General features: G+C 39.0%; 25 protein-coding genes. 16 read left to right on the top strand and 9 right to left on the bottom strand.

Annotated elements, in window-relative coordinates; all coding sequences use genetic code 11:
* A partial coding sequence (locus tag JOC77_RS19715) for an IS110 family transposase (protein WP_204547609.1) occupies positions 1–261 on the bottom strand: 261 nt, incomplete at its 3' end.
* A gap of 673 nt (positions 262–934) precedes the next feature.
* Here JOC77_RS19715 and JOC77_RS19710 point away from each other — a divergent pair.
* Positions 935–2,266: a murein hydrolase activator EnvC family protein gene (locus JOC77_RS19710; protein ID WP_204547606.1), complete on the top strand. Its 1,332-nt coding sequence runs from the start codon at positions 935–937 to the stop codon at positions 2,264–2,266.
* A 458-nt stretch (positions 2,267–2,724) separates the two neighbouring features.
* Positions 2,725–2,943 carry a hypothetical protein gene (locus JOC77_RS19705; protein ID WP_204547603.1) on the top strand — a complete coding sequence of 73 codons (219 nt, stop codon included), beginning with the start codon at positions 2,725–2,727 and terminating at the stop codon, positions 2,941–2,943.
* A 56-nt stretch (positions 2,944–2,999) separates the two neighbouring features.
* Here the strand turns inward: JOC77_RS19705 and JOC77_RS19700 are convergent, their stop codons facing one another.
* Positions 3,000–4,145 carry an aminotransferase A gene (locus tag JOC77_RS19700; protein ID WP_204547601.1) on the bottom strand — a complete coding sequence of 382 codons (1,146 nt, stop codon included), beginning with the start codon at positions 4,143–4,145 and terminating at the stop codon, positions 3,000–3,002.
* 159 nt (positions 4,146–4,304) lie between these two features.
* On the opposite strand from JOC77_RS19700, the gene corA reads away from it, so the two are divergent.
* The 3 genes from corA to JOC77_RS19685 all read left to right on the top strand — a co-directional run bounded on the left by corA (position 4,305) and on the right by JOC77_RS19685 (position 7,077).
* Positions 4,305–5,315: a magnesium/cobalt transporter CorA gene (gene corA / locus JOC77_RS19695; protein WP_204547598.1), complete on the top strand. Its 1,011-nt coding sequence runs from the start codon at positions 4,305–4,307 to the stop codon at positions 5,313–5,315.
* Between the two features lie 288 nt (positions 5,316–5,603).
* Complete coding sequence (locus JOC77_RS19690; RefSeq protein ID WP_204547597.1) at positions 5,604–6,509, top strand: chemotaxis protein; 906 nt, start codon at positions 5,604–5,606, stop codon at positions 6,507–6,509.
* A 16-nt stretch (positions 6,510–6,525) separates the two neighbouring features.
* Positions 6,526–7,077 (top strand): HD domain-containing protein, encoded by a 552-nt coding sequence (locus JOC77_RS19685; RefSeq protein WP_204547595.1) that lies wholly within the window; start codon positions 6,526–6,528, stop codon positions 7,075–7,077.
* A gap of 28 nt (positions 7,078–7,105) precedes the next feature.
* Here the strand turns inward: JOC77_RS19685 and JOC77_RS19680 are convergent, their stop codons facing one another.
* Positions 7,106–7,615 carry a YkyB family protein gene (locus JOC77_RS19680; protein WP_239558933.1) on the bottom strand — a complete coding sequence of 170 codons (510 nt, stop codon included), beginning with the start codon at positions 7,613–7,615 and terminating at the stop codon, positions 7,106–7,108.
* A gap of 528 nt (positions 7,616–8,143) precedes the next feature.
* Complete coding sequence (locus tag JOC77_RS19675) at positions 8,144–8,353, bottom strand: hypothetical protein (protein ID WP_204547615.1); 210 nt, start codon at positions 8,351–8,353, stop codon at positions 8,144–8,146.
* Between the two features lie 125 nt (positions 8,354–8,478).
* Here JOC77_RS19675 and JOC77_RS19670 point away from each other — a divergent pair, with 125 nt between their 5' ends.
* The 3 genes from JOC77_RS19670 (at position 8,479) to JOC77_RS19660 (ending at position 11,546) form a co-directional block, all read left to right on the top strand.
* A complete protein-coding gene (locus tag JOC77_RS19670) occupies positions 8,479–8,844 on the top strand; it encodes a FluC/FEX family fluoride channel (RefSeq protein WP_204547593.1) in 366 nt (121 codons plus the stop codon).
* Positions 8,845–9,222 (top strand): fluoride efflux transporter CrcB, encoded by a 378-nt coding sequence (gene crcB / locus JOC77_RS19665; protein WP_204547591.1) that lies wholly within the window; start codon positions 8,845–8,847, stop codon positions 9,220–9,222.
* A 206-nt stretch (positions 9,223–9,428) separates the two neighbouring features.
* Positions 9,429–11,546: a sensor domain-containing protein gene (locus JOC77_RS19660; RefSeq protein WP_204547588.1), complete on the top strand. Its 2,118-nt coding sequence runs from the start codon at positions 9,429–9,431 to the stop codon at positions 11,544–11,546.
* Between the two features lie 70 nt (positions 11,547–11,616).
* Here the strand turns inward: JOC77_RS19660 and JOC77_RS19655 are convergent, their stop codons facing one another.
* Complete coding sequence (locus JOC77_RS19655) at positions 11,617–12,471, bottom strand: metallophosphoesterase (RefSeq protein WP_204547584.1); 855 nt, start codon at positions 12,469–12,471, stop codon at positions 11,617–11,619.
* A 178-nt stretch (positions 12,472–12,649) separates the two neighbouring features.
* Between JOC77_RS19655 and JOC77_RS19650 the strand changes: the two genes are divergently transcribed.
* From JOC77_RS19650 to fadH, 3 genes are all read left to right on the top strand, one after another.
* On the top strand, positions 12,650–12,859 hold the full coding sequence (locus JOC77_RS19650) for a hypothetical protein (protein WP_204547582.1): 210 nt from the start codon (positions 12,650–12,652) through the stop codon (positions 12,857–12,859).
* A 67-nt stretch (positions 12,860–12,926) separates the two neighbouring features.
* Positions 12,927–13,415 (top strand): GNAT family N-acetyltransferase, encoded by a 489-nt coding sequence (locus tag JOC77_RS19645; RefSeq protein ID WP_204547579.1) that lies wholly within the window; start codon positions 12,927–12,929, stop codon positions 13,413–13,415.
* A gap of 139 nt (positions 13,416–13,554) precedes the next feature.
* On the top strand, positions 13,555–14,319 hold the full coding sequence (fadH, locus tag JOC77_RS19640) for a 2,4-dienoyl-CoA reductase (RefSeq protein ID WP_204547576.1): 765 nt from the start codon (positions 13,555–13,557) through the stop codon (positions 14,317–14,319).
* A gap of 40 nt (positions 14,320–14,359) precedes the next feature.
* Here fadH and JOC77_RS19635 read toward each other — a convergent pair whose 3' ends face one another.
* Positions 14,360–15,091, bottom strand: a complete 732-nt coding sequence (locus tag JOC77_RS19635) for a C39 family peptidase (RefSeq protein WP_377337524.1) — start codon at positions 15,089–15,091, stop codon at positions 14,360–14,362.
* A gap of 150 nt (positions 15,092–15,241) precedes the next feature.
* Here JOC77_RS19635 and JOC77_RS19630 point away from each other — a divergent pair, with 150 nt between their 5' ends.
* Both JOC77_RS19630 and JOC77_RS19625 read left to right on the top strand, forming a co-directional pair.
* Positions 15,242–16,444, top strand: coding sequence for an EAL-associated domain-containing protein (locus JOC77_RS19630; protein ID WP_204547570.1), 1,203 nt, complete (start codon positions 15,242–15,244; stop codon positions 16,442–16,444).
* Between the two features lie 171 nt (positions 16,445–16,615).
* Positions 16,616–17,470 carry a DUF3993 domain-containing protein gene (locus JOC77_RS19625; RefSeq protein ID WP_204547567.1) on the top strand — a complete coding sequence of 285 codons (855 nt, stop codon included), beginning with the start codon at positions 16,616–16,618 and terminating at the stop codon, positions 17,468–17,470.
* A 52-nt stretch (positions 17,471–17,522) separates the two neighbouring features.
* Here JOC77_RS19625 and JOC77_RS19620 read toward each other — a convergent pair whose 3' ends face one another.
* Entirely contained in the window at positions 17,523–17,759 is a 237-nt protein-coding gene (locus JOC77_RS19620) for a glutaredoxin family protein (RefSeq protein WP_204547564.1), read from the bottom strand.
* 274 nt (positions 17,760–18,033) lie between these two features.
* On the opposite strand from JOC77_RS19620, the gene JOC77_RS19615 reads away from it, so the two are divergent.
* Together JOC77_RS19615 and cbpB are read left to right on the top strand one after the other, a co-directional pair.
* The gene (locus tag JOC77_RS19615) at positions 18,034–18,273 is read left to right on the top strand and encodes a YkuJ family protein (protein ID WP_204547561.1); all 240 of its coding nucleotides are present in this window, start codon (positions 18,034–18,036) and stop codon (positions 18,271–18,273) included.
* A 552-nt stretch (positions 18,274–18,825) separates the two neighbouring features.
* Positions 18,826–19,272, top strand: a complete 447-nt coding sequence (gene cbpB, locus JOC77_RS19610; protein ID WP_204547558.1) for a cyclic-di-AMP-binding protein CbpB — start codon at positions 18,826–18,828, stop codon at positions 19,270–19,272.
* 189 nt (positions 19,273–19,461) lie between these two features.
* On the opposite strand, the gene JOC77_RS21780 is transcribed toward cbpB, so the two are convergent.
* Positions 19,462–19,656, bottom strand: coding sequence for a hypothetical protein (locus tag JOC77_RS21780; protein ID WP_338047254.1), 195 nt, complete (start codon positions 19,654–19,656; stop codon positions 19,462–19,464).
* Positions 19,568–19,885 (bottom strand): TSUP family transporter, encoded by a 318-nt coding sequence (locus JOC77_RS19605; RefSeq protein ID WP_338047253.1) that lies wholly within the window; start codon positions 19,883–19,885, stop codon positions 19,568–19,570. The genes JOC77_RS21780 and JOC77_RS19605 overlap by 89 nt, the downstream gene beginning before the upstream one ends.
* Before the next feature lie 108 nt (positions 19,886–19,993).
* On the opposite strand from JOC77_RS19605, the gene JOC77_RS19600 reads away from it, so the two are divergent.
* Positions 19,994–20,866, top strand: coding sequence for a LysR family transcriptional regulator (locus tag JOC77_RS19600; RefSeq protein ID WP_204547555.1), 873 nt, complete (start codon positions 19,994–19,996; stop codon positions 20,864–20,866).
* The last annotated feature ends 914 nt before the right edge of the window (positions 20,867–21,780 follow it).

The following is a 21,780-nucleotide window of genomic DNA, read 5'->3' as shown; positions in this document are numbered from 1 at the left end:
CCAGTAATGACCAGTAGGTTCTATACCAAAGACAATGTCTAATTTTTGATGTGCCTTTTGAAGTTCCTTTATCCAAGAAACTAGAATTAACAGCCTTTGGCGATCATTATCAAAGACACATCTATTACCAAGCTCTATGCCGCGATAATCGATTGCACGAGCATAATGAGTTTTCTTTGCAATATCCGCCCCTATGATCAGAGTCTGTTCAGTGATTTGTTGAATTCGTTGATTCTTTTTGTCTTTTTGCTTATACTTCATCTTAAAGCGTCCTCCTCAATTGGGATTGAATGGCCATTCAAAACCCAGCATACATGAGGCGCTTTTTTTGTTCAAACCTCAAATTCTTTTAATACAGGAATTGCTCTTAAAATTAAAAAAGTCCTCTTAAAACAAGAAAAACCCACTTAAATCATAAATTACCTGTTATGTTCCAACCAGAATTGAAGGAACTATTCACCTGTGAATATTCTTGCGAATAGATAGTTTTAGGCGGCTTATTATTAATCCTCTCAATTAAAAAAAACTAGCTCTGCTGGTGGTCTTTTCATTATATATTTTGCTTACCAGGAGAGTTCCCCTTATATAATGAAGGTTAGGAGAATAATTTACACAGCTCAAAGAAAGCAAAAAATAAACTCTTTTAATGCTATAAAACGACAAAGTCTACATCTATTAGTACACAAGTTTTAAATGTTCATCGAAGCATTTCCCCGACTAATCATTAATCTAGTTATTTACCAAATATCCCAGTGTTTGAAACCCTTATGACAATGTTTTTAATCATATTGAAATATAACTGTAACTTTACAATCGGGATTGTTTGTTATAATTGACACTGTCAAAAAAACATATAAATTAAAGAGTTTTGTCGATTTATTTAAAACTGAACGTATTCTTATAGAGAAAATAAATAGAGTTAGAGGGGAAAAGTTTGAGAAAGAATCTGTTACATATATCATTAGCTGCTGGATTAGTTATTTTTAGTATAGTACAACCCGTTCAAGCATCGATTAATCAGATGGAAAGTAAAAAACAGCAAATTCAAGAGAAGCGCCACAGTGTTCAATCTGGTATTAATCAGGCTGAGGCTACATTAAAAAGTCTTCAAGGTAAACAGCAATCTGTTGCTGAGAAGATTGAAATTGTTTCGAATTTAATCAAAGAAACGACAGAAAAGATAAATGAACAAACAAATCAGATCAGCCAAACTAAAGTGGAGATTGCTGAATTAAGAAAAGAAATAGAAATTGTTAAAGAAAGAATGGCACAGCGAGAAGCGTTATTAAAGGAGCGGGCACGTGCCATGCAGGCAAGCGGCGGAAATGCGGATTACCTGGAAGTTCTTCTTGGATCTAAGAGTTTTGGAAACTTCTTGGAACGAGTTAATGCAGTTGCAGCCATCATGGATGCGGATCAAGAAATTCTTCGCCAGCAAGAAGAAGATAAGAAGAAATTAGAAAATGACCAAAAACAGCTAGAAACAAAGTTAGCTGATTTAGAACAAATGCTTCAAGACCTGCAAGTGATGAAAGATCAGCAAAGGAAGCAGGCTGTTCAATTAAGTCAGCTCATGAAACAACTGCAGGCACAAGAAAAAGAAACACATGCTCACCAAATGGACCTTAAAGAGCAAGAGGATCTTCTATCATCTCAAGAAGCTTCTATCAAGCAGGCTATTAATCTAGAAAAAACACGCCAGGCTGAATTAGCAGCAGCTAGAAAACGTGCAGCAGAGGAAGCAAGACAGCAGGCGGCCCTGGCAGCTAAACAAGCTTCCATGCAAAAAGCCAGCAATAAATCAGAGTCGAGAGCAGGCAGCAGCACTCCTAGCATACAGTCCTATTCTGCACCTGCACCAGCGGTATCAGGCGGAACCTTTACAAGACCGGCAGCCGGAATTTTAAGTTCTAATTACGGTTTACGGGGCAGCGAAAACCATAAGGGTGTAGATATCGCAAGCGGTGGATATGTACCAATTATGGCAGCAGCCGATGGAATTGTGAGCAGAGCTTACGCTTCTAGCAGCTATGGCAACGTGGTATTTGTTTCTCATTCTATAAATGGACAGGTTTATACCACTGTTTATGCTCATATGCAAAGCTTCGCTGTAAGTACAGGACAAGTAGTTGCAAAAGGACAGCAGATCGGAGTAATGGGCAACACTGGTCAATCATCCGGACAGCATTTACATTTCGAATTGCATAAAGGTCCATGGAACGCAGCTAAATCTAATGCGGTTAACCCAATAGGAATTGTATTTTAAATAACAATTAAAAAACAACATGGAAGATTATCCTTTGCCATGTTGTTTTTTTGTAACTTTTATTCGTTCTAGCCTTCTGTAAAAGTAAAAGAGTGGAAGCGTGTTAGATTTTTATTACCTCGTGTTTCAAAAGCTTGGATTTCTTTTTTGAGTCTTTTCATTGGATGTTCCATTTTTTATGCCCCTTATCCTGCTCATGCCTGTGATTGTGTGGCTCCCACAAGTGCCAAAGAAGAACTGTCTCGTTCTAAGGCTGTATTTAGCGGCAAGGTTTTAAAAGTTAATGAGAAAAGAAGTCTAAGGGGGTCACTGACCAAATCTGTTATTTTTGAAGTGAAAGAAACTTGGGAGGGATAAAAGAATCACAGGTCAAAATCACCACAGGTCAAGGCGGCGGAGACTGCGGAATCGATTTTAAAAAAGGCTAAGACTATCTTGTTTATGCCCGTGACAGTGATATGTATGGAAAGAATAAGCTGGTAGCCATTTCATGCGATCGGACCGAAAAATTAGCATCGGCTCATGAGGATATAAAGATACTGGGAACTGGCCAGCCGCCTGTGGAGCAAGTTATCCTCTCAGCAGGGAATTCAAATATCATGGGAATGATAAGCGCTGCAGCTATTGCCGGGCTGGGGGCTAGTGGATATCTTGTTTGGCTGCGCATTAAAAGGTGATAAGCTAGGTTTCCATACAAAAAAACGCTTGAACTCTATTAGTTCAAGCGTTTTTCCTATTTTTTAAGAAACAGCTGAAGTCTATCCAGCGCTTTTTTCAGGGTTTCCATGGAATATGCATATGACAGTCTGACATACCCCTCGCCCATGATTGAGAAAGCATCTCCTGGCACTAGAGCCACCCTTTGTGTCTTTAACAGCTCGAGTGCAAAATCCAGTGAGGATGAGTAAGCTTCAGGAAGCTTTATAAAAAAGTAAAAGGCACCATCAGGTTTTACCACTTCTAACTTCATTTCGACTAATCGATTGTAAACAAATTCTCGTCTCTTTTTATATTCTTCCCTCATGGCCGCAGCATCGTCGAAACCTGCTGTAACAGCAGCATATGCCGCTTTTTGAGAAATAGATGAAGCACAGCTGACATTATATTGATGAACCTTTAAAATGTGTCTGGCAATATCTTTTGGGGCATATAAGAAACCTATTCTCCAGCCTGTCATAGAGTGAGACTTTGAAAGCCCGTTAATCAGGATTGTCTGCTCTTTTAAAAATTCAGCAATTGATGTATGCTTCTGGTCAAATACAAGCTCACTATAAATTTCATCAGCTAAGATAAAAATGCCCTTCCCTTTTACAAGCTCTGCAATTTCCCTGAGTTCATCCTTTGAGAGGGTAACTCCTGTAGGATTAGAAGGGTACGGTAAAATAATACATTTAGTCTTTTCAGTGATATAGGATGAAATGATTTCGGCGTTCATTTTGAAAGAGCTTTTTGTAATATCCGCCAAAACTGGGGTGGCCCCGCAAAGCTTAACGATTGGTTCATAGCCAGGATAGACAGGGCCTGGCAGAATAACTTCGTCGCCTTCTGATAATAATGTTCGAAGTGATATATCTATAGCCTGGCTTGCTCCCGTAGTAACAATAATTTCAGTCTCTGCCTCGTAGGAGACGTTATATTTCTTGTACAGGTACTGGGCTGCCGCTTGTCTAAGCTCCAGGAAACCAGCGTTATGTGTATAAACCGTAAAATTCTCATCAATGGCCTGTTTGGCTGCTTCTTTAATGTGTAATGGCGTAGGGAAATCAGGCTGGCCGATCGTAAGGGAAACCACATCATCATACTCTGCCACCATATTAAAGAACTTCCTTATTCCCGATAATTCTAAATTAGTTACACGACTATTTAAATATTCTTCCATAAGTCCTCCTAAACAGCGTCAGCAAATAACAGTTTACCTCATTTTAACACGAAGCGGCATCCTGGGAAATAATTTGGGAAATGGGGACAGTCCCCACAATGGATTTTTGCTGATAAAAAGTATACCATGTTAGTAATTACACCCGTAGAGAGTAGGAATATGTTTGTGATTAGAACGCTTGCTGTAACGAATGAAGGACAAATTGTGCAGAATTTGGGCCTGGATGAAATGGATAGGGAAGATATTAAGTGGTTGTGGACGGATTTTTCAAATGCGAGCAGGGAAGAAACTTTGCTGCTTGGCTCTGTGTTTCAGTTTCACCCGCTATCTGTAGAAGACTGCTTGGATGATTTTCTGCAGCGTCCTAAAATAGATTTCTATGATAACTATCAATTCATTGTGGTTCATGCTCTTGAACATAATACGCTTGAAGCAGAAGAGGTGGATTTATTTATCAGCAGCCGGCATATTGTGACTTATCATAAAAAGCCGCTTCCAGAATTGGATAGAATCTGGGAATCCTTTAATGAGACTTCCCATAATATAAAAGGTCCCTTTTTCATCATTCATTCGGTTATTGATAAAATCGTCGATAATTTCTTTCCGTTAATGTTTAAGATAGAAGATTTCCTGAACGAACTCGACGATAATCCCGGCCGCAGTTCAAGAACTAATTTAATGGAAGAATTGTTTGATATAAGGGGAGATTTAAATAAAATCAGGAAAACTCTTATACCGATGAGGGATTTGCTTTATAGGATTATTAATTCGGAGCGCTTAAGCCATGTAAAGGATCAAAAACTGTATTTTAATGATATTTACGATCACTTGCTGAAGCTTGTTGAAATGATGGAAACATCAAGGGAGTTCTCTTCGGATATTCGTGACAGCTATATATCTATGAATTCTCATGTTATGAATACGGTCATGATGACTTTAACCGTAATCACAACGATCTTTATGCCTTTGACTTTCATTGTTGGGATTTACGGGATGAATTTCGAATTCATGCCCGAGCTTCAGTGGAAATATGGCTATTTTATAATTCTGTCAGTAATGTTTTGTATTGGATTTTGTATGTTCCTATTTTTCAACAAAAAAGGCTGGATAGGGAAGCCGGGAAAGATACAGGTCCGACATAACAATAGCAGGCAGCAGACAAGAAGATAATCTTACGAGAGGCTAATCCTGATAGAATGGTCTCTTTCTTTTGGCGGAAAAAGAACAAGCTAAAATTAGAGCAGTAACATACCTGTTATTGATGTGCAAGGATGATGGAAAATAAGCACGAGTTTCAAAGGGTAAGCACTTTAGCTGCCTTTAAGTTAAAGATCAACCTTTATAGTTGTAAGATGCCGTCATTAATGAATTAGAGAATCATGGTTATTTTTTGAACAAAGATATCAATAGCCTCATGAAAAATGGTATATTAAAGAAAACTTCTAGGGGCTGCGAAACTTGGACAAACATAAGGGTATATTGCTAGAAAGCGGAACAAATGAAATTGAAATCGTTGAGTTTAGTATCGGATCAAATAAATTTGGCATTAATGTTATTAAAGTAAAAGAAATAATTAAGCCAGTGCCTGTCACGTATATTCCTCATTCACATACTCATGTAGAGGGCATTATTGAACTGAGGGGAGAGGTCCTGCCTGTTGTGGATATGGCAAAGGCTCTTGGCTTTCCCCCGTCTGCTGAGCCAGCTCAGGATAAATTTATTGTGGCTGAGTTCAACATGCAGAAAATGGTGTTTCATGTTCATTCTGTAACACAAATACACCGGATATCCTGGGAATCCATTGAAAAGCCTTCAGGCATGAACAAGGGTTTGCTGGACCAAATTGTCGGGATTATAAGTTTAGAAGGAAACATGATCCTGCTTGTGGATTTTGAAAAAATTGTAGTAGATATTAATCCAGAGGCAGGACTTCGTTCAGGCCGGTTAATGAATTTTGATGCAAGGGAGCGGTCCGAGAAGAGAGTGCTGGTGGCAGAAGATTCACCTCTCTTAAGGCAGCTGCTGAATGATACACTGGCTGCGGCTGGATATGTTAATCTTAAATTCTTTGACAATGGCAGAGAAATGCTCGATTATCTGGAAACAGTGCGTGAGAGCGGTAAAAAGATGACGGATGAAGTTAAGCTGATTATCACAGATATCGAAATGCCTAAGATGGATGGTCTTTATCTGACAAAGTACTTAAAAGCTGACGACACATTTAGAGAACTCCCGGTTATTATCTTTTCTTCATTAATAACTGAAGATCTCCGCCATAAAGGAAAAATGGTAGGTGCTGATGCGCAAGTAAGCAAGCCCGATATTGGCGGACTTATAAACTACATGGATCAGCTTATTCTTTAATTTTGGGAGATTTCGCATGGAAGAATCTAAATTAATTACCGAAGCCAGGCAGTTTGCTATAAATGCCCATCAAGGACAGAAGAGAAAGCTGAGAGAAACACCGTATGTCCAGCATCCTGTAAATGTCGCTGCTATTCTTCAAAAGGAGAAATATGCGGTTGAAGTTATAGCGGCGGGGCTGCTACATGATGTAGTAGAGGATACACATTATACAATAAATGATATTAGGGAGCGGTTTGGTGATAAAGTGGCCCTGCTTGTATCCAGTAATACCGAGGATAAGCAGCTTACCTGGGAAGAAAGAAAAGCACATACCATAAGCAGTGCGAAAATTGCTGCACCTGAGGTCAAAGCCCTTATCGGAGCTGATAAATTGGATAATCTCCGCAGTATACTTTTGGAATATGAGCTGCAGGGGGATTCAATTTGGACTCACTTCAAAAGAGGGAAAGAAAAGCAGCGCTGGTATTATTCTGGAGTTTCAGAGGCTCTTTTCGAAAACCTAGAAACAGAAGATATCCCTTCTTTCTTTTATGAGCTTAGGGAGCTGTCTCAACGTTTGAAATAAAAGAAATGGAGCCGGTTTCCGGCTCCATTTATCTTTTATAAAAGTTTAAATCTCCGCCTAAAAAGGAAGAAGAAAAACAATCTGGAGTTTTATTTTTTTGAACACGTTTTTTGGCTGTTCGCTGCTGCCTGCCAGTCTCTGACTCAGTTGATTTAATTCCTGTATAATCCTGGAGAATATTTCTCGCTTTTGAAAGGGATAGATGAGCTTTTGGATTTCGCTTTTCAGATAGACGGTTTCCTAAATGGGGAAGGGATGTTTTATCCTCCTTGGTTGGCGGCAGGTGAAAAACATAATCACCGCATTCCACAATGACATCTGACTGCTGTCTGGAGTATTTAGGGTTATCGGAAAAATGGAGCCCAACCTTTTTGGCTTTTCCTTCTTGCATTAATTGGACGAGTGCTTTTTGTTTTAGATGATAGAGGCTCTGAGGCTTTAATGCTGTTTTTGCATGTTTATTGACTACAAATATAGCTTGTGCCAAAGTTTGAATGGGTAGCGAGCCTTTCATATTGCTCCCATTGGGCTGAACCATAGAAATCTCCTTTCGGAATAATACTTTTTTTTGCCTTATTATATCATTATTAAATAAGAAAACAGAGAGACAAGCAGATAATTTCTTTTTTAATAACAAAGCTCTGTTCATCCTGCCTGTTGACTGCAGCGAAGGGCACTCGCTTTCCGCGGGCGGCCATGACTCTTCACAAGTTAACGCCTGCTCCCTTGACCCAATTCTTACGCAAGAGTCTCACACCTGCATATAAGATCAACAAAGTGCCAAAATCAACAAATGAACTTTCCCATAGCCAATAACAATAAAGGCTTAATGTATGCTTGGCTGCTGTCTTAACCGGATTAAGTGACCGCTAGATGTTAAAAACAAGGGAAAAGCCTAAAATTTCTTATCCCAGCAGCCTCTAATTAATGACTAAGCTAAACAGCTTTTATTAGCATTTCCTCTTCGTTTTGCCCTTTATGTATGGAAGTTAAACTTATTTTTACTAAAAAGAATTGGTTTATAGGGTCCAGTCATTATTCTGGACCCGGGAACTTTCGAAATGCGTTAATAATACGGGTAAGGAGCAGGCGGCGGGTAAGCCGGGTAAGCCGGGTAAACTGGATAAGGAGGATAATAGTACGGTCTATTAAATAAAAGCGGTCCGACAGCAAGTCCTGCGACAAAAGGAAGCAGTGGGAAAAAGCGCTCGTCTTCTCCGTTTCTTAAGGTTTGATGATAAGCAGGCTGTTGATAATGTACGGGTTGAGAATACAAGGAACCAGTCTCCTTTCGTTCATGTAATTTTGGATCATAAAATAGTGCAGCTTATAAAGCTATGCTATCTTATGACACTTTCATTCAATATGAGCCTGTTCTAATGCTATTATGGGGGGATCGTAATGTGGAAACAGCTGGTATATACTGGCGCTGGAGGGGCGCTAGGTACCATATTCAGATATAATACTCAAAACTTTATTGGGGGGCCGCTTGGAACACTTGCCGCCAATATAGCGGCAAGTTTTCTTCTAGGCTATATCAATGGCATTATTTTAAGAAAAAGATATAATGGACAGGCTCATTTATTCTGGGGTACCGGGGTATGCGGAGGTTTTTCGACCATGTCTGCTTTTTCAGCGGATGCAAATACCTTATTTACTGAGCAATCAATCACAGCACTTGCTTATATTATGGCTACGATTGTGATTAGTATTTCAGCGGGTTTTAGCGGTTTCTCAATGGGCCTTGCTAAACAAGGAGTTAATTAGATGGAAACGCTGATCCTGTCACTTGGAGGCTTTTGCGGTGCCATTGCTCGTTATCTAGTCAGTCTGGCGTGGAATAAGAATCGAAAGCCCTCTTTTTCATTATCCATCGTGGTAATCAATACACTGGGTTCTTTATGTTTGGGTTTATTAAATCCCTTTGCTTTTTATCTTGGGCCGCAGTTGAGACTTTTTATTTTGGCTGGATTTTTAGGGGCGTTTACAACTTTTTCTACATATAGTATGGAATCTGTAGAGCTGCTTAGAAGCAAAGACTTTAAAGGGTTTTTTCTCTATATGGCTTTATCCATTGGCGGAAGCATTTTAATGTATTATGCAGGGTATACAATATCCACCCTTTTAAAAGAAAATATCTTATGAACTAGGAAAAAAGTACTGTTATTTTTATTAAACAGAACTTTTTTTCTTTTTTTTTGTTTTCTTATGAACAATTCATTGTAAAATGACTTTATACAAAAACTAACAAATTTCGGAATTGTCTTCCATGTTTTGGCTGACTTCCAACCCTTACATCACATCCATGGACGAGACAGTAAGAAGAGGAATTCCCCTAAGGTGCTGAGTTAATGAATATATTGAGTTCTTATTTAAAAAACGAGCTTGAAAATTCCAAAAGCAGTGAACGAATAGAAAAAATTATATTTGAAATCATTTTCCGTCATGTAAAAGATATGCTGTTCATCATGAAGGTGGAGGGAAAGAATCAGTTCCGCTACTTATTTGCTAATTCTGTGGCCCTTGAAACAGCAGCTATAAAGGAAGAAAGCATCGGAAAAATGATTCATGAAGTGATAGCTCCTGAAAAAGCAAAAGAATTGATTCACTATTATAATAAATCAGTCACCAGTAAACATGTGATCAGTTTTAAAGATTCTGGAATTTCGGTGGATGGCCAGGCTTATTTTGGAGAATCCATCTTAACGCCTGTTGCTGATGAAAATATGGACGTCAAGTATGTGGTAAGCGTGACAAGGGATATTACAGAATCTGTTCATGAAAATCAGTATTTACTTGAAAGCCAGGAGCGTTTCAGATCTATCATAGATCATAATATGGATTCAATTTTTTCTCTGGATCAAAAGGGAAAAATACTAAGTACAAACTATGCTGCCTTTTTAACAACCGGGTATACTGAAAATGAACTGTTTAAACAAGAGATCTTCCATTTGTTTTCTGACAAGGACCGAAAAAACTTTAAAAGGTTGTTTAATAAATCCATTAAGGACCATGCCCTCGAATCATTAGACTTACACTTCACCCATAAAAAGGGCAGTTTAATCCAAGTGCACATCAGAACGGTGCCAATCATTATATCAGGTGAAATAAAAGGGATATATGTGATAATGAAAAATATTTCGGCGCAAGTTGATAATATTGAAACCATTAAATTTATGGCTTATCACGATCAGCTGACCGGTTTATTAAATCGGACCGCATTAATACAAGACTTAAATAAAGTGATTAAGGCTGATAAAAACACAGTGAGCGAACTGGCACTGTATAATATTGATCTGGATCGGTTTAAGTTATTAAATGATTCTCTTGGCCATAAAAACGGGGACGCCCTATTGAAAGCAGTAGGAAACCGTTTAAGCTTGATCTCAGGTTTTGATTATAAGCTGTACCGCCAGGGTGGAGATGAGTTCACAATTCTGCTGCATAATATCAGTAAGCGGGATGCGGAGCAATTTGCCGGAGTTCTTTTTAACCAATTTCAGGTGCCTTATAATCTTGGCAGCCAGGATTATTTTATTTCTCCGAGCATTGGTATAAGTATGTACCCTGAAGATGGAGTAGACAGTGAGACGCTGATTCGTAAAGCTGACGGTGCGCTGCATAAAGTAAAAGAAAGAGGCAAGGCTCATTTTCAATTTTACAGCAAGGAAATTCTTCTTCATCAGCCCAATATAGTGGTGATGGAATCAAATTTGCGCAGAGCCATTGAAAGGCAGGAGTTGAGCCTTTACTATCAGCCGCAGATTAATCTGGCTACAGGGCAGATTGAAAGTCTGGAAGCGCTGCTGCGCTGGCATAATCCAACCCTTGGCTTTGTAGCGCCGGCCGAATTTATTCCTCTTGCAGAAGATACTGCGCTGATCATTCCCATTGGGGAATGGGTGTTTGAGGAAGTTTTCAGGCAGATGGAACAGTGGGATCAAAAGGGATTTCAGAAGATTAAAGTAGCTGTTAATCTTTCACCTAAGCAATTCCTTCAGCCTCAATTAGCGGAAAAGATTTACTCAGTCATTGAAAAATACAATATTTGCCCTTCACGGGTAGAAATCGAGATCACGGAAGGTGCTATGCAGAATACAGCCGAAAGCCTGGCCATCGTCAAAAAACTTAAAGATATAGGTTTGTCTATTTCGGTAGATGACTTTGGTACTGGATATTCTTCCTTAAGCTATTTAAAGCAATTTCCTCTTGATACGTTAAAGATTGACCAGTCTTTCGTAAGAGAAATTCTCTCAGACAAAAAGGACGCGGCCATTACGACTACGATCATCCATCTGGCACAAAGCCTTGGTCTTGAAGTGATTGCTGAAGGAGTAGAAATAGAAGAACAAGCGGGATTTTTAAAGGAAGCTAATTGCCAAAAAGTACAGGGCTTCTTATACTCTAAACCCCTGCCTCCATGGGAAATTGAGCAGGCATTTCTATATAAAGAAAAATCGTTTGTATGAATAAAAACAAAGGTGCATCTCCGGCGTGAAGGAAATGCACCTTTGTTTTTTATAATAAGAAGAAGTCGTGCTATAGCGATTGTAATTCAAAAACGGTCATTTCAGGCCTCGATAAAAAACGGTAAGGTAGCCTGGTAGTGCCTAACCCTCTGTTTACATAGAGCTTATTATTACTAAACGAATAAAATCCCTCAGGATACTTTTCGGCAAACGGAGGGGTCACCAGGGTACCATAAAAAGGGATTTGAACCTGTCCGCCATGACTGTGCCCGCTAAGCTGCAAATGCACTCCATAGTTGAAGATTTCGTCTGCTAGGTCTGGTGCATGAGATAACATAATCCGGTATACATCTGGCGAACCTGTCAATGCTTGTTCCACATTGGGTCTGCCAAGCATGGGCTCATCTATTCCAGCGATACAGATTCGATCCCTATTCAGTAATTTAATTTCACGAAATTGATTTTTTAATAAAGTAAATCCTGACTGCTCCATGATGTTCTTGTACAAGTCTGTTCCATACCCGCCGTGGTCATGGTTTCCATATACGCAAAACTTGCCGAGCGGTGCTTTAAGCTCTCTCAGGACTGGAATAATCTCTTTGCTGTATGTGTATTCATTCGGAGCGTCCATCAAGTCGCCAGTGAAAAAAATAATATCAGGCTGCAGCCTGTTAATTTTAAGAATGATAGACTGCAAGTCAGCAAGCTGAAACTGGAATCCTAAATGAGTGTCACTGAACTGAACAATCTTTGTGGAATTAAACCCCTTAGGAATCAGCTTATGAGCAATAGTGAATGAATTAACCTCAAGCCATTTAGGTTCTACCTGTTCAACATAATACTTTCCCCCAAAGCCTGTACCGGCTAAGGAAAGAAAGGCGCCGAGGCTTGATTTTATAAATGATCTTCTTGTTTTCTTCTTCATAAAATCAACCTATCTTTTAAACTTCTGCTTAGTATTAATAAATCTTAACAAAATCCCTTATAAATTAATAGTTTTAACATCAGCCATTTTATGAAATAACTGCATGTTTTATTTGTTTATGTTTCCAAGAGTCCAAAAAAGGATAAATACGTAAAAAGGGTGTTTGACGGAGGCCTGCATGAGAGAACAAGAGTCAAAAGAATTAGTATTTGTGCCTACCAATTTGGGAATGTTAAAGGCGCATATAAATGGGTTTGAAAGACCGGGACAGCCTGGAGAGATTTTTATCCGCCTAAGAAAGCATACTATAAGGGCAACAGGCACTAATAAAAGAAAAACACTGAACCGATCTATTATTCAGCTGAATCATATCATTGCAAAAAAGTGATTGAAAGACTGAATTCTATTATTTAGTATATGTATATGAATTCAATACATATACTGGGGGAAGCTTTGTGCTAATACGTAAGGCATTGGAAAAAGATTTACCGGATCTTCTTGAAATCTATAATGAAGCGATTCTTAATACAACAGCTACGTTTGATTTAGTTGAACAAACTCTTGAAGAAAGAAAAAAATGGTTTGAAAAATATGGCGGGGAATATCCACTGCTGGTAGCTGACTTTGATGGCGAGGCAGCCGGGTATTGCAGCTTGTCTTCATTTAGAGATAAAGAAGCATATAAAAAGACTATGGAAATATCGATTTACGTTTCTTCTAAGCATAGAGGAAAAGGAATTGCCAAAAAACTCATGGAAGCGATTCTGAGCCAGGCAAAAAAAATGGGCTGCCATGTAATCATGGCCGGAATTACCGCCGGAAATGATACAAGTGTGGAGCTTCATGAAAAATTTGGCTTCCAATATGCCGGATGTTTTAAAGAAGTTGGATTTAAATTTGGGAAATGGCAGGATGTTTTATTTTATCAGCTCATTCTCCATTAATTAATAGCTTTAAGCCTGCCTGCATCCTCTGGATGCAGGCTTTTTTGTGCTTAAAACCTATTTTTATTAGAATATTTAGATAATAAATGCTAAAATATAAATGAATGATCATTCATTTTTTTGACTAGGGGGAGTAAGTTTGAAGGATAAAGTTGTCATCATTACAGGCGGGTCAAGCGGTATGGGCAAATTTATGGCGTCGAAGTTTGCACAGGCTGGTGCGAAGGTAGTTATAACTGGCCGCAGTCTCGAAAAGCTTGAAGACACAAAGAGAGAAATTGAAACCTTTTCGGAGCAAATCCTGCCGATTCAAATGGATGTCCGCCAGGTGGAACATGTTAAGCATATGCTGGACAAGACAGTAGAGACATTTGGAACTGTGGACTTCTTAGTGAACAATGCAGCTGGAAATTTTATATGCCCTGCCGAAAAATTAAGTCCAAACGGCTGGAAATCTGTAATTGATATTGTACTGAATGGCACATTTTATTGTTCAAGTGAAGTAGGCAGGTACTGGATTGAAAAAAGGATTAAAGGAAGAATTATCAATATGGTTGCAACATATGCCTGGAATGCAGGAGCAGGGGTCATTCATTCGGCGAGTGCGAAAGCTGGGGTGCTGTCAATGACTAGGACTCTTGCTGTTGAGTGGGGCAGTAAATATGGAATATGTGTTAATGCCATTGCACCAGGGCCCATTGAAAGGACAGGAGGAGCAGAAAAGCTCTGGGAATCTGAAGAAGCTGCCAAAAGGACACTTGAGAGTGTGCCATTAAAAAGGCTGGGTACACCGGAAGAAATCGCCGATCTCGCCTATTTCTTATTCTCACCTAGCGCTGGCTATATTAATGGAGAGTGTATTACGATGGATGGAGGTCAATGGTTAAATCAACATCCTTTTTAAACAACAAAGTCCCTGCCATACTAATGCAGGGACTTTAGATTTATTTATAGCTTACAGCCCTCTTCTGCAGCGCATGCCATGAAGTGCGGAATGTTTCTTTTGGCACCTGAGCCTGTTTTTTTCCTGACAGCGGGTCATTTACATATACACTGCGCTTATTATAGCCGACTAAAACGACGGCATGGAGATCCAATGGTGTTTTAATCGTTTTAGATCCATGTTTCCAGGATTCCGGTCTGTCAGGGAGTCGGTAATCCCCGGTAGTCCAAACAATTACTGGATACCCTTTTGATACGTGGCTTAATATTTCATTAAATGATTTATTTGTTAAATTTAGGGATCTATTCGGCATATACTTTTCTAAAAGATCTTGAATCGGCTTATCATAAACTGCATATCCTTTCTGCTTTCCGGACATATCTCCTACAAAACCTTCTTCTGGATTTCCCCATTTGATAATATTCCCGTCCTGTTTGATAAGAGGATCATTTTCTAATTTAATTTCTCGGGATAGCGACAGCTTGTCTGCAGAAACTCCTGCATAGTTTAACACCATCGCAAGACTTGTCACTTCACATCCGTATTTTAATTCTGGATTTTGCTTAATTAAGGGAACATCAAGTAATATGTCTTTCTTTTCAGGTTTATCTTTGTATGTTGATTGTATGTCTACCCTATTTACATTCCTAACACTGCTATTTTTTTTATGATGCTGGGTACCGCAGCCACACAATAAAGCAATCAGGATAATGGACCATAAATATTTCAAAATGGTACGGCCTCCACTCTTTCTATTTGGATCTATTATTTGAATACTAATGGGAGTGTATGAATGGAAAAGAATAGGCCTTAAATAAGATTTTCTTGTCCTTAGATTCGATGATAAAATAGAGGTCATACTACTTGGTTGGAGGGACAAAAAGTGGATGCTGTTGAGATTTTAACAAATACCGATAAAATAAAACCTTACTTTCAACCAATTTTTAGTGCGGATGAACATCGGGTCATTGGCTATGAAGTCTTGGGCCGGTTTGATTACCAGAATCAAGTCATCAGTCTAGGGCCGTTTTTTAACGATAAATCAATACCGGAAGATTACCGCCTGGAGATTGATAATTTAATATTGGAAATGGCACTTGAAAAAATGAAAAATAGTGACGAACACTTTTTACTCTTTATTAACAGAGATCCGAACCTTCTTATGCTTGATCACGGAGAGGAATTTTTGCAGCTTCTTCAAAAGCACCTGGAACTTGATGACTTAAAAAAAATCGTACTGGAAATTTCTGAAGCCGACTATAAAGGAGAACTTGACCCCCTCTACCATATGCTGACCTATTTTAAAACCTACGGCATTAGACTAGCCATAGACAATCTGGGACAGGAAAGCCATATGGACCGGATAGCCCAGCTGTCGCCTCATATTCTTAAAATCAATATGCAAACCTTGAATCAGTCTGGTGACTCTTCAAGGGATATGCTGTATTCTCTTGGCATGCTTGCAAGAAAAATGGGGGCCACCCTGCTATTTGAGAATATTGAAACCAATTATGGCATGCATTTTGCCTGGAAAAATGGAGGCAGATATTATCAAGGCTTTTATTTATACAGCCCCAAAGAAGGCCTGGTACATAGAGATGTTTTAAGGGAGAAGTTTAAAGAAGAATTTCACGAATTTATTATGCTCGAAAAAAAGAAATTAGAAACCATATATGCTCTAACAACACGCTTCCAGAGAAGGATGCAGGACCTTCTGGCTAAATATAAGAAACTTTCCTTTGGGACCGATTTGCTGAAAGCGCTGGGGAAAGAGTTGGAACATATGTGTTTTAGACTGTATATTTGCGATGAGGATGGTTTTCAAAAATCTCCTAATCTGTTGAAAGATAGGGGAGCCTGGGTTGTTCAGGAAGAGTATCGCCACAAAAATTGGAGCTGGCGGCCATATTTCCTGGAAAACATAATTAAAATGAGAAATGAAAAACGAGGATTTTTATCTGACTTATACAGTGATATTGAGACAGGGGAGACGATAAGAACCTTTTCCTATCCGCTTCATGATCATAAATATTTGTTTTTAGACTTATCATACTCCTTTTTGTACGAAAACGAGGTTTTGTTATAGCGAATTAACTGCCTGGACCATATCTGGTTCAGGTTTTTTTTGGAAAGTAGGGCTGTTTAAGTTTCCTAGCCGCATATGTGGGTAGAAAAATATTATTAAATGATCAGCTTATCACCTGTTTATCTACGGCATACAAAAATAATCTAAAGAAAGCTACTAAGGAGTGACAAAATGAAGAAGACCCTGCTATTGCTAATTGCCTCAATGTCCCTTTTCTTAGCCGCCGTCAGTTCTTCCGTCAGTGCAAATTCATCGCAAGAAACGAAAGCAGCCAGCATACATAAAAATTCCGTTATGAGTTTGTTGAATGATGCCTTTGTGGCTCAGGTATCTTTAAGCTACGAAGGACAAAGCCTTGAAGAAGTAAATCGGAAGCTTGAGCCTTTCTTTACTGAGGGATTTATTGAAAAATTTATCGACCAGAACATTGTGAATATAGACGGACAATATAAGACACTTGGCTCAGATGCAGCTATATATTATATCCCGTTCTTCAGCTATGATGATAAAACCAAAATAGTACCGGGAGAAGATAAAGGTACCTTGATTGTAACCGAACATTTTGGAGCGAGCACAGACGGTCCTGTAGGCTATGAGGAACATGATGAAAACGTACTTTTAATTAAGGACGGCAATAAGTGGAAAATCAGCGATATAACGAGCAGTATGCCTGCGAATGAGGCAGAGACAGAGGATGCAGATGAAGAAGCAAACCCTGAGTCAGCGGCTACTATTCTGCCACAAGCAGAGGATCATCCCGAAGCAGTTTCAGTACAAATCAGCAGTGAACTTGAAGAAAACGCACATATAGTTGAATACACTGTAACCGAGACCCTTTTTCAGTCCAAAGAGGAAAATCAAGAAGATAAGCAATTTTTCAATGGAGCAATCAGCCTGCCTTCTGAATTAAGAGTTAAAACAGAAGATGCTATGCTTGGCTTCGGTCCATTTTTTAGCAGCGGATATAACATGATCATGAATGTATTAAACACTTCCAAGCAGGAAAATGAACTGAATGAAATATAAGATTGCAAATAAAGCCGGCCGGGATAAATATGGCCGGCATTACAATTTAGAATTAACTTAGCCCTAAAGCGGCTTTAATCTCATCCATTTGAACAGATGTATATACCGAACCGTCTATAACTAAAGTTGGGGTCGAATACGAATGATAAGTATGAATCAGGGTATGCCTTGCTTTTGGATCGCTCTTTATATTTTTTTCCTGGTACCTTACTCCATGGTCTTTTAAAAACAGCTTAAAAAATTCACATGGTGGACATTCAGGCTGTGTGAAAAGGATAACTTCAGTCATAATTTCCTCCCGGACAGAACATATTTTTCGTTTTTACCTATTGATATTGTATATAAAATTGCTGGTTTGGCAAATCCTATTGAATATTTGCAAAACATTTAATTTTATAATAGTAAACTTATTTATGTACAAATATCACACATTAATTTATTCTGTTTATATGGGCATGAAATACTGAATTCTTTTAATAGGACATGCAGCATATAGGATAGAATCTTAAAATTAGTGAACCCTATTTTTTAAGGTGTCTTACATATTAGAAAGGAGTGAGCACATGTCTCAGTTACAGGGGATTCTGACTAGACTAAAAAGTCTTCAGGACCAGGCTAAGGAAACTGAACAAGCTCAGCGTTTTTTTGAAGTAGAAGGAGTAAAGAAATGTCAGGTTACTTACTTTAATAAAACGGAAACATTTGAACTTGAGGTTTTTAACGATAAAAGCAAATCATCTAAATTTCAATTTGACAATATAGATATGATTGCTATTGAAATCTTTGATTTATTGAGTGCATAAAGAGTCCATTGCGGGCTCTTTTTATTTTGTGCGAAATTCGTCTATAACCATATTATGTTTGGAGTAATTTTTTTCTGGAATGGTATAATGGAGACAGATTAAGAGGAAATGGGTGCTGGAAATGGTCGTTTTACTTTTGGTCGTTATGTTTTTTATTGTACTATTAATACTTGCTGAGTTAATTTCAACGAAAAAAGAGCTTATTTTAATTAGACAAACGCTTCAGCAGATACATGAAAAATCATCACAGAAAACAAAATGAATCATGTATGTTTTCAATACTCCCTCGCAAACCTAATAACATAAGGAGGGATCTTATGTTGGAATTTCCGGTTGTTAGGTGTCCGAGCTGCAATAAAGAGACAGAATTGGATAAACGAGTCATCACAGCACAGTCTAATCAGAATATTATCTTTACTTGTCTATTTTGCGGGTATATGGAAAGAAACATAGAAACAAATAAAGGGTAGTTGCTTATATTTATAAAAAAGGATCCATTTTTTATAGACAGAGCAATTACACCGATTATCCAAGGGTGAGGAGTTTTCACACATGATTAGCCTAGATAGCAGCGAAATATTAGACTCTGAAATCAGGGGATTGCTTATACCCTCTGAAAGAGTAGCGCATGTGCAAATATCCAACAATTTAGAACATGCATTATTAGTCTTGACCAAGACAGGATACACAGCAATTCCTGTATTGGATCCACAATACAAGCTCCATGGGCTGCTAAGCACTCCTGCTGTATTAGATTCCATTTTAGGACTGCAAAGAATCGAATTTGAGCAGCTTGAAAATAAAAAAGTCCTCGAAGTCATGAATAAAGAGATTCCCCGATTACAAATCACGGAAAAGCTCAAAAGGGGACTTGAGCTCCTGATCGACCATCCTTTTGTCTGTGTCGAAAACGAAGAGGGCATTTTCGAAGGAATATTGACCCGAAGAGCAGTGCTGAAAAAATTGAATCAATACATTCATCAGTCTAAACACTCATAAAAAGCTCCCTATGGGGGCTTTTTATATTTTTTAAGAATAATACGCTGGTTGGTATGCACTTAATGGACGGTCTAAATTCTTCCCGAGATGATCTGAAAAGCCGGCGCAGAATGAAATAAACTACCGATTTCTATATGCAATGCCATAGCGGCCGAATCACTTCTGAAAGATTTTGCGCCCGTCTTGTCATTAAATCTGGCCGTTTAGTAATCTGTAAAGAATTTGAAGGATTAATAAAAGAGTGATGGCATGGAGCAGTAATTTTAAATAGTAAGGTGAGATTTTCAACGCCATCCTAACAGCCAGCTGTGCTCCCAAAATGCCGCCTGCTGTATAACATAGCGCCTGTTCCCAGAGAAAGTGGCCAGCAAAAAAATAAGAAATAAAGGCGGCAAAGCAACTGATGAAGGTCTGATAATTCCCGCTGTTTTAAAAGAACATAGAAGCTTGAAAAAGAACTAAATACATTTGAAAACTTAGCTGTCGCAATCACGCTATGAATGGGCAGGCCGATCAGAAGCAGAGAAGGCATCCCAATTAAGCCGCCTCCTCCGGTAAGTGTGCCTACAAATGTGGTGCAAAAACCAATTAAGATAATCAAAACCAGTGTCATCAAGCATGCCTCCTTACTCTCTACTTGTATTATATTACCCCTTCGTACATAATGAAATTTGAATAATATTAAGAAAATCCATTAGAAAAACTTATGAAGGTGAAAATCATGGCGTTCACAGAATTTAGGCTGTTAGCTGTACTTGCTCAGGAAATGAATATGAGAAAAGCTGCTGAAAGGCTTTTTGTTTCACAGCCTGCTCTTTCACAGCGTCTGCAGTCCATCGAGAAAGAGTGGGGAACAAAGCTTTTTCTGAGGTCGCAAAAAGGACTTACCTTGACTCCTTCTGGAGAAGCAGTTGTTAAACTGGCAAACGAGTTTTTAGAAAAAGAAGAAAAAGTCCGGGAAGAAATTCAAACACTGGATTCAAAAGTACATGGAACGCTCAAAATAGCCTGCGCTTCCATTGTCGCACTAAAATGGCTTCCGCAGGTTCTTAAGAAATTTTTACAAAAATATCCTCATGCAAAAATTTCCTTAATTACAGGCTGGAGCAGTGAAATATTAAAGACACTTTATGAAGGACAGGTGCATATCGGCATTATTAGAGGAACTCCTGACTGGAAGGGAGTTAAAAAACACTTATTCAAGGATCAGCTGTTTTTAGTGGATACCGAAATGAAAAACCTTGAACAGGTTCTCGAAACAGACCGTCCTTTTATCCAGTTCAAAAGTGATTCCAACTATTATCAAGAAATTCATGATTGGTGGCACCGCCAGTTTCAATCTACTCCAAAAAGAACCATAGTCGTCGACCAAATAGAAACCTGCAAGCAAATGGCGATGAACGGAATTGGTTATGCAATCCTTCCAGCCATTACACTCAACGAAAGCGAAAAAAACATCTATAAAATCCCTTTAATGGATGAATTCCAGCGCCCCATTGAAAGAGATACCTGGCTGCTTGGCTATGATTCAGCCTTTGAGCTGAAACAAGTACAGGCATTTGTTGATATTGTGCAGGAAACATTACGGGAATGAGCGGGGTTCTTACACAAGTTCACAAGTTTCTGCAATAGCTGGGCCGGTCTCTTACAATGAAGTTTCAGCCCTAAAGCAGGGGAATGCTGAAGAGCGGTACATCGTCTTTATTAGCTGCTATTAGACTTGAAAAGGACGGGATACAATGGCATAAGAGCAGTACATCGTCACTATTACGGTTTTATACGATTAACAGGATTGAGTGGCACAAGAGCCCTACATCGGTGCATTTTGGCGATTCTGGACGCATATTTAAATAAAATTACGCAATCCAAAGTCTAAGAGTGCAATCCTTCATTATTAAAGGGTAAATAGGTATGTATCTGTGGTTAAATTAAGGCTCAAAATAAGGTTTGACGAAATAATTTTCTGTTTTGGCGCAATAATTTTTTTATACGATGCAATTATTTACGATTTCTGCTCAATTATTTTTAATAACGGCTCAATAATTTCGTTCGGAATTACCTTAGTTAACTGATCAGGAGTTTTTTCTTGTTTTAAATAGTCTATATTTGAAAAATACCATTCTGCGCTTTTCTGGTTGTCTAGATCCAAGCTGCCACCCTCGAGACATAAGCCAACCAGTCCATGGGAAGAAAAAACGCCTCACATGGCCTGCTCGTCTTATGCTTGTCGGGTCTGAGCAAGGCGCTTCCGTTTTTCTGGGTGTCTAGCTCCAAGCTGACACCCTCGAGACATAAGCCAATCAGTCCATGGGGAGGGAAGGCGCCTCCCACGGCCTGCTCGTCTTATGCTTGTCAGGTGCCTCCTCCGCTAGCGCTCCGGACCGCTTTCCGCTTTTCTGGTTGTCTAGCTCCCAGCTGCCACCCTCGAGACATAAGCCAATCAGTCCATGGGAGGGAAGGCGCCTCCCACGGCCTGCTCGTCTTATGCTTGTCAGGTGTCTCCTCCGC

Origin of the sequence: Peribacillus deserti, assembly GCF_016909175.1 — a bacterium.
Classification (GTDB): Bacteria; Bacillota; Bacilli; order Bacillales; family DSM-1321; genus Paraperibacillus; species Paraperibacillus deserti.
This window is presented reverse-complemented; position numbering and strand designations above follow the sequence as displayed.

Excerpts from the sequence above, each read along its gene's own strand:
- JOC77_RS19705 (WP_204547603.1), top strand. The coding sequence starts at position 2,725 with ATGTATGGAAAGAATAAGCTGGTAGCCATTTCATGCGATCGGACCGAA.
- JOC77_RS19700 (WP_204547601.1), bottom strand. The coding sequence starts at position 4,145 with ATGGAAGAATATTTAAATAGTCGTGTAACTAATTTAGAATTATCGGGA.
- corA (WP_204547598.1), top strand. The coding sequence starts at position 4,305 with ATGTTTGTGATTAGAACGCTTGCTGTAACGAATGAAGGACAAATTGTG.
- JOC77_RS19685 (WP_204547595.1), top strand. The coding sequence starts at position 6,526 with ATGGAAGAATCTAAATTAATTACCGAAGCCAGGCAGTTTGCTATAAAT.
- JOC77_RS19680 (WP_239558933.1), bottom strand. The coding sequence starts at position 7,615 with ATGGTTCAGCCCAATGGGAGCAATATGAAAGGCTCGCTACCCATTCAA.
- JOC77_RS19670 (WP_204547593.1), top strand. The coding sequence starts at position 8,479 with ATGTGGAAACAGCTGGTATATACTGGCGCTGGAGGGGCGCTAGGTACC.
- crcB (WP_204547591.1), top strand. The coding sequence starts at position 8,845 with ATGGAAACGCTGATCCTGTCACTTGGAGGCTTTTGCGGTGCCATTGCT.
- JOC77_RS19660 (WP_204547588.1), top strand. The coding sequence starts at position 9,429 with ATGAATATATTGAGTTCTTATTTAAAAAACGAGCTTGAAAATTCCAAA.
- JOC77_RS19655 (WP_204547584.1), bottom strand. The coding sequence starts at position 12,471 with ATGAAGAAGAAAACAAGAAGATCATTTATAAAATCAAGCCTCGGCGCC.
- JOC77_RS19650 (WP_204547582.1), top strand. The coding sequence starts at position 12,650 with ATGAGAGAACAAGAGTCAAAAGAATTAGTATTTGTGCCTACCAATTTG.
- JOC77_RS19625 (WP_204547567.1), top strand. The coding sequence starts at position 16,616 with ATGAAGAAGACCCTGCTATTGCTAATTGCCTCAATGTCCCTTTTCTTA.
- JOC77_RS19620 (WP_204547564.1), bottom strand. The coding sequence starts at position 17,759 with ATGACTGAAGTTATCCTTTTCACACAGCCTGAATGTCCACCATGTGAA.
- JOC77_RS19615 (WP_204547561.1), top strand. The coding sequence starts at position 18,034 with ATGTCTCAGTTACAGGGGATTCTGACTAGACTAAAAAGTCTTCAGGAC.
- cbpB (WP_204547558.1), top strand. The coding sequence starts at position 18,826 with ATGATTAGCCTAGATAGCAGCGAAATATTAGACTCTGAAATCAGGGGA.
- JOC77_RS19605 (WP_338047253.1), bottom strand. The coding sequence starts at position 19,885 with ATGACACTGGTTTTGATTATCTTAATTGGTTTTTGCACCACATTTGTA.
- JOC77_RS19600 (WP_204547555.1), top strand. The coding sequence starts at position 19,994 with ATGGCGTTCACAGAATTTAGGCTGTTAGCTGTACTTGCTCAGGAAATG.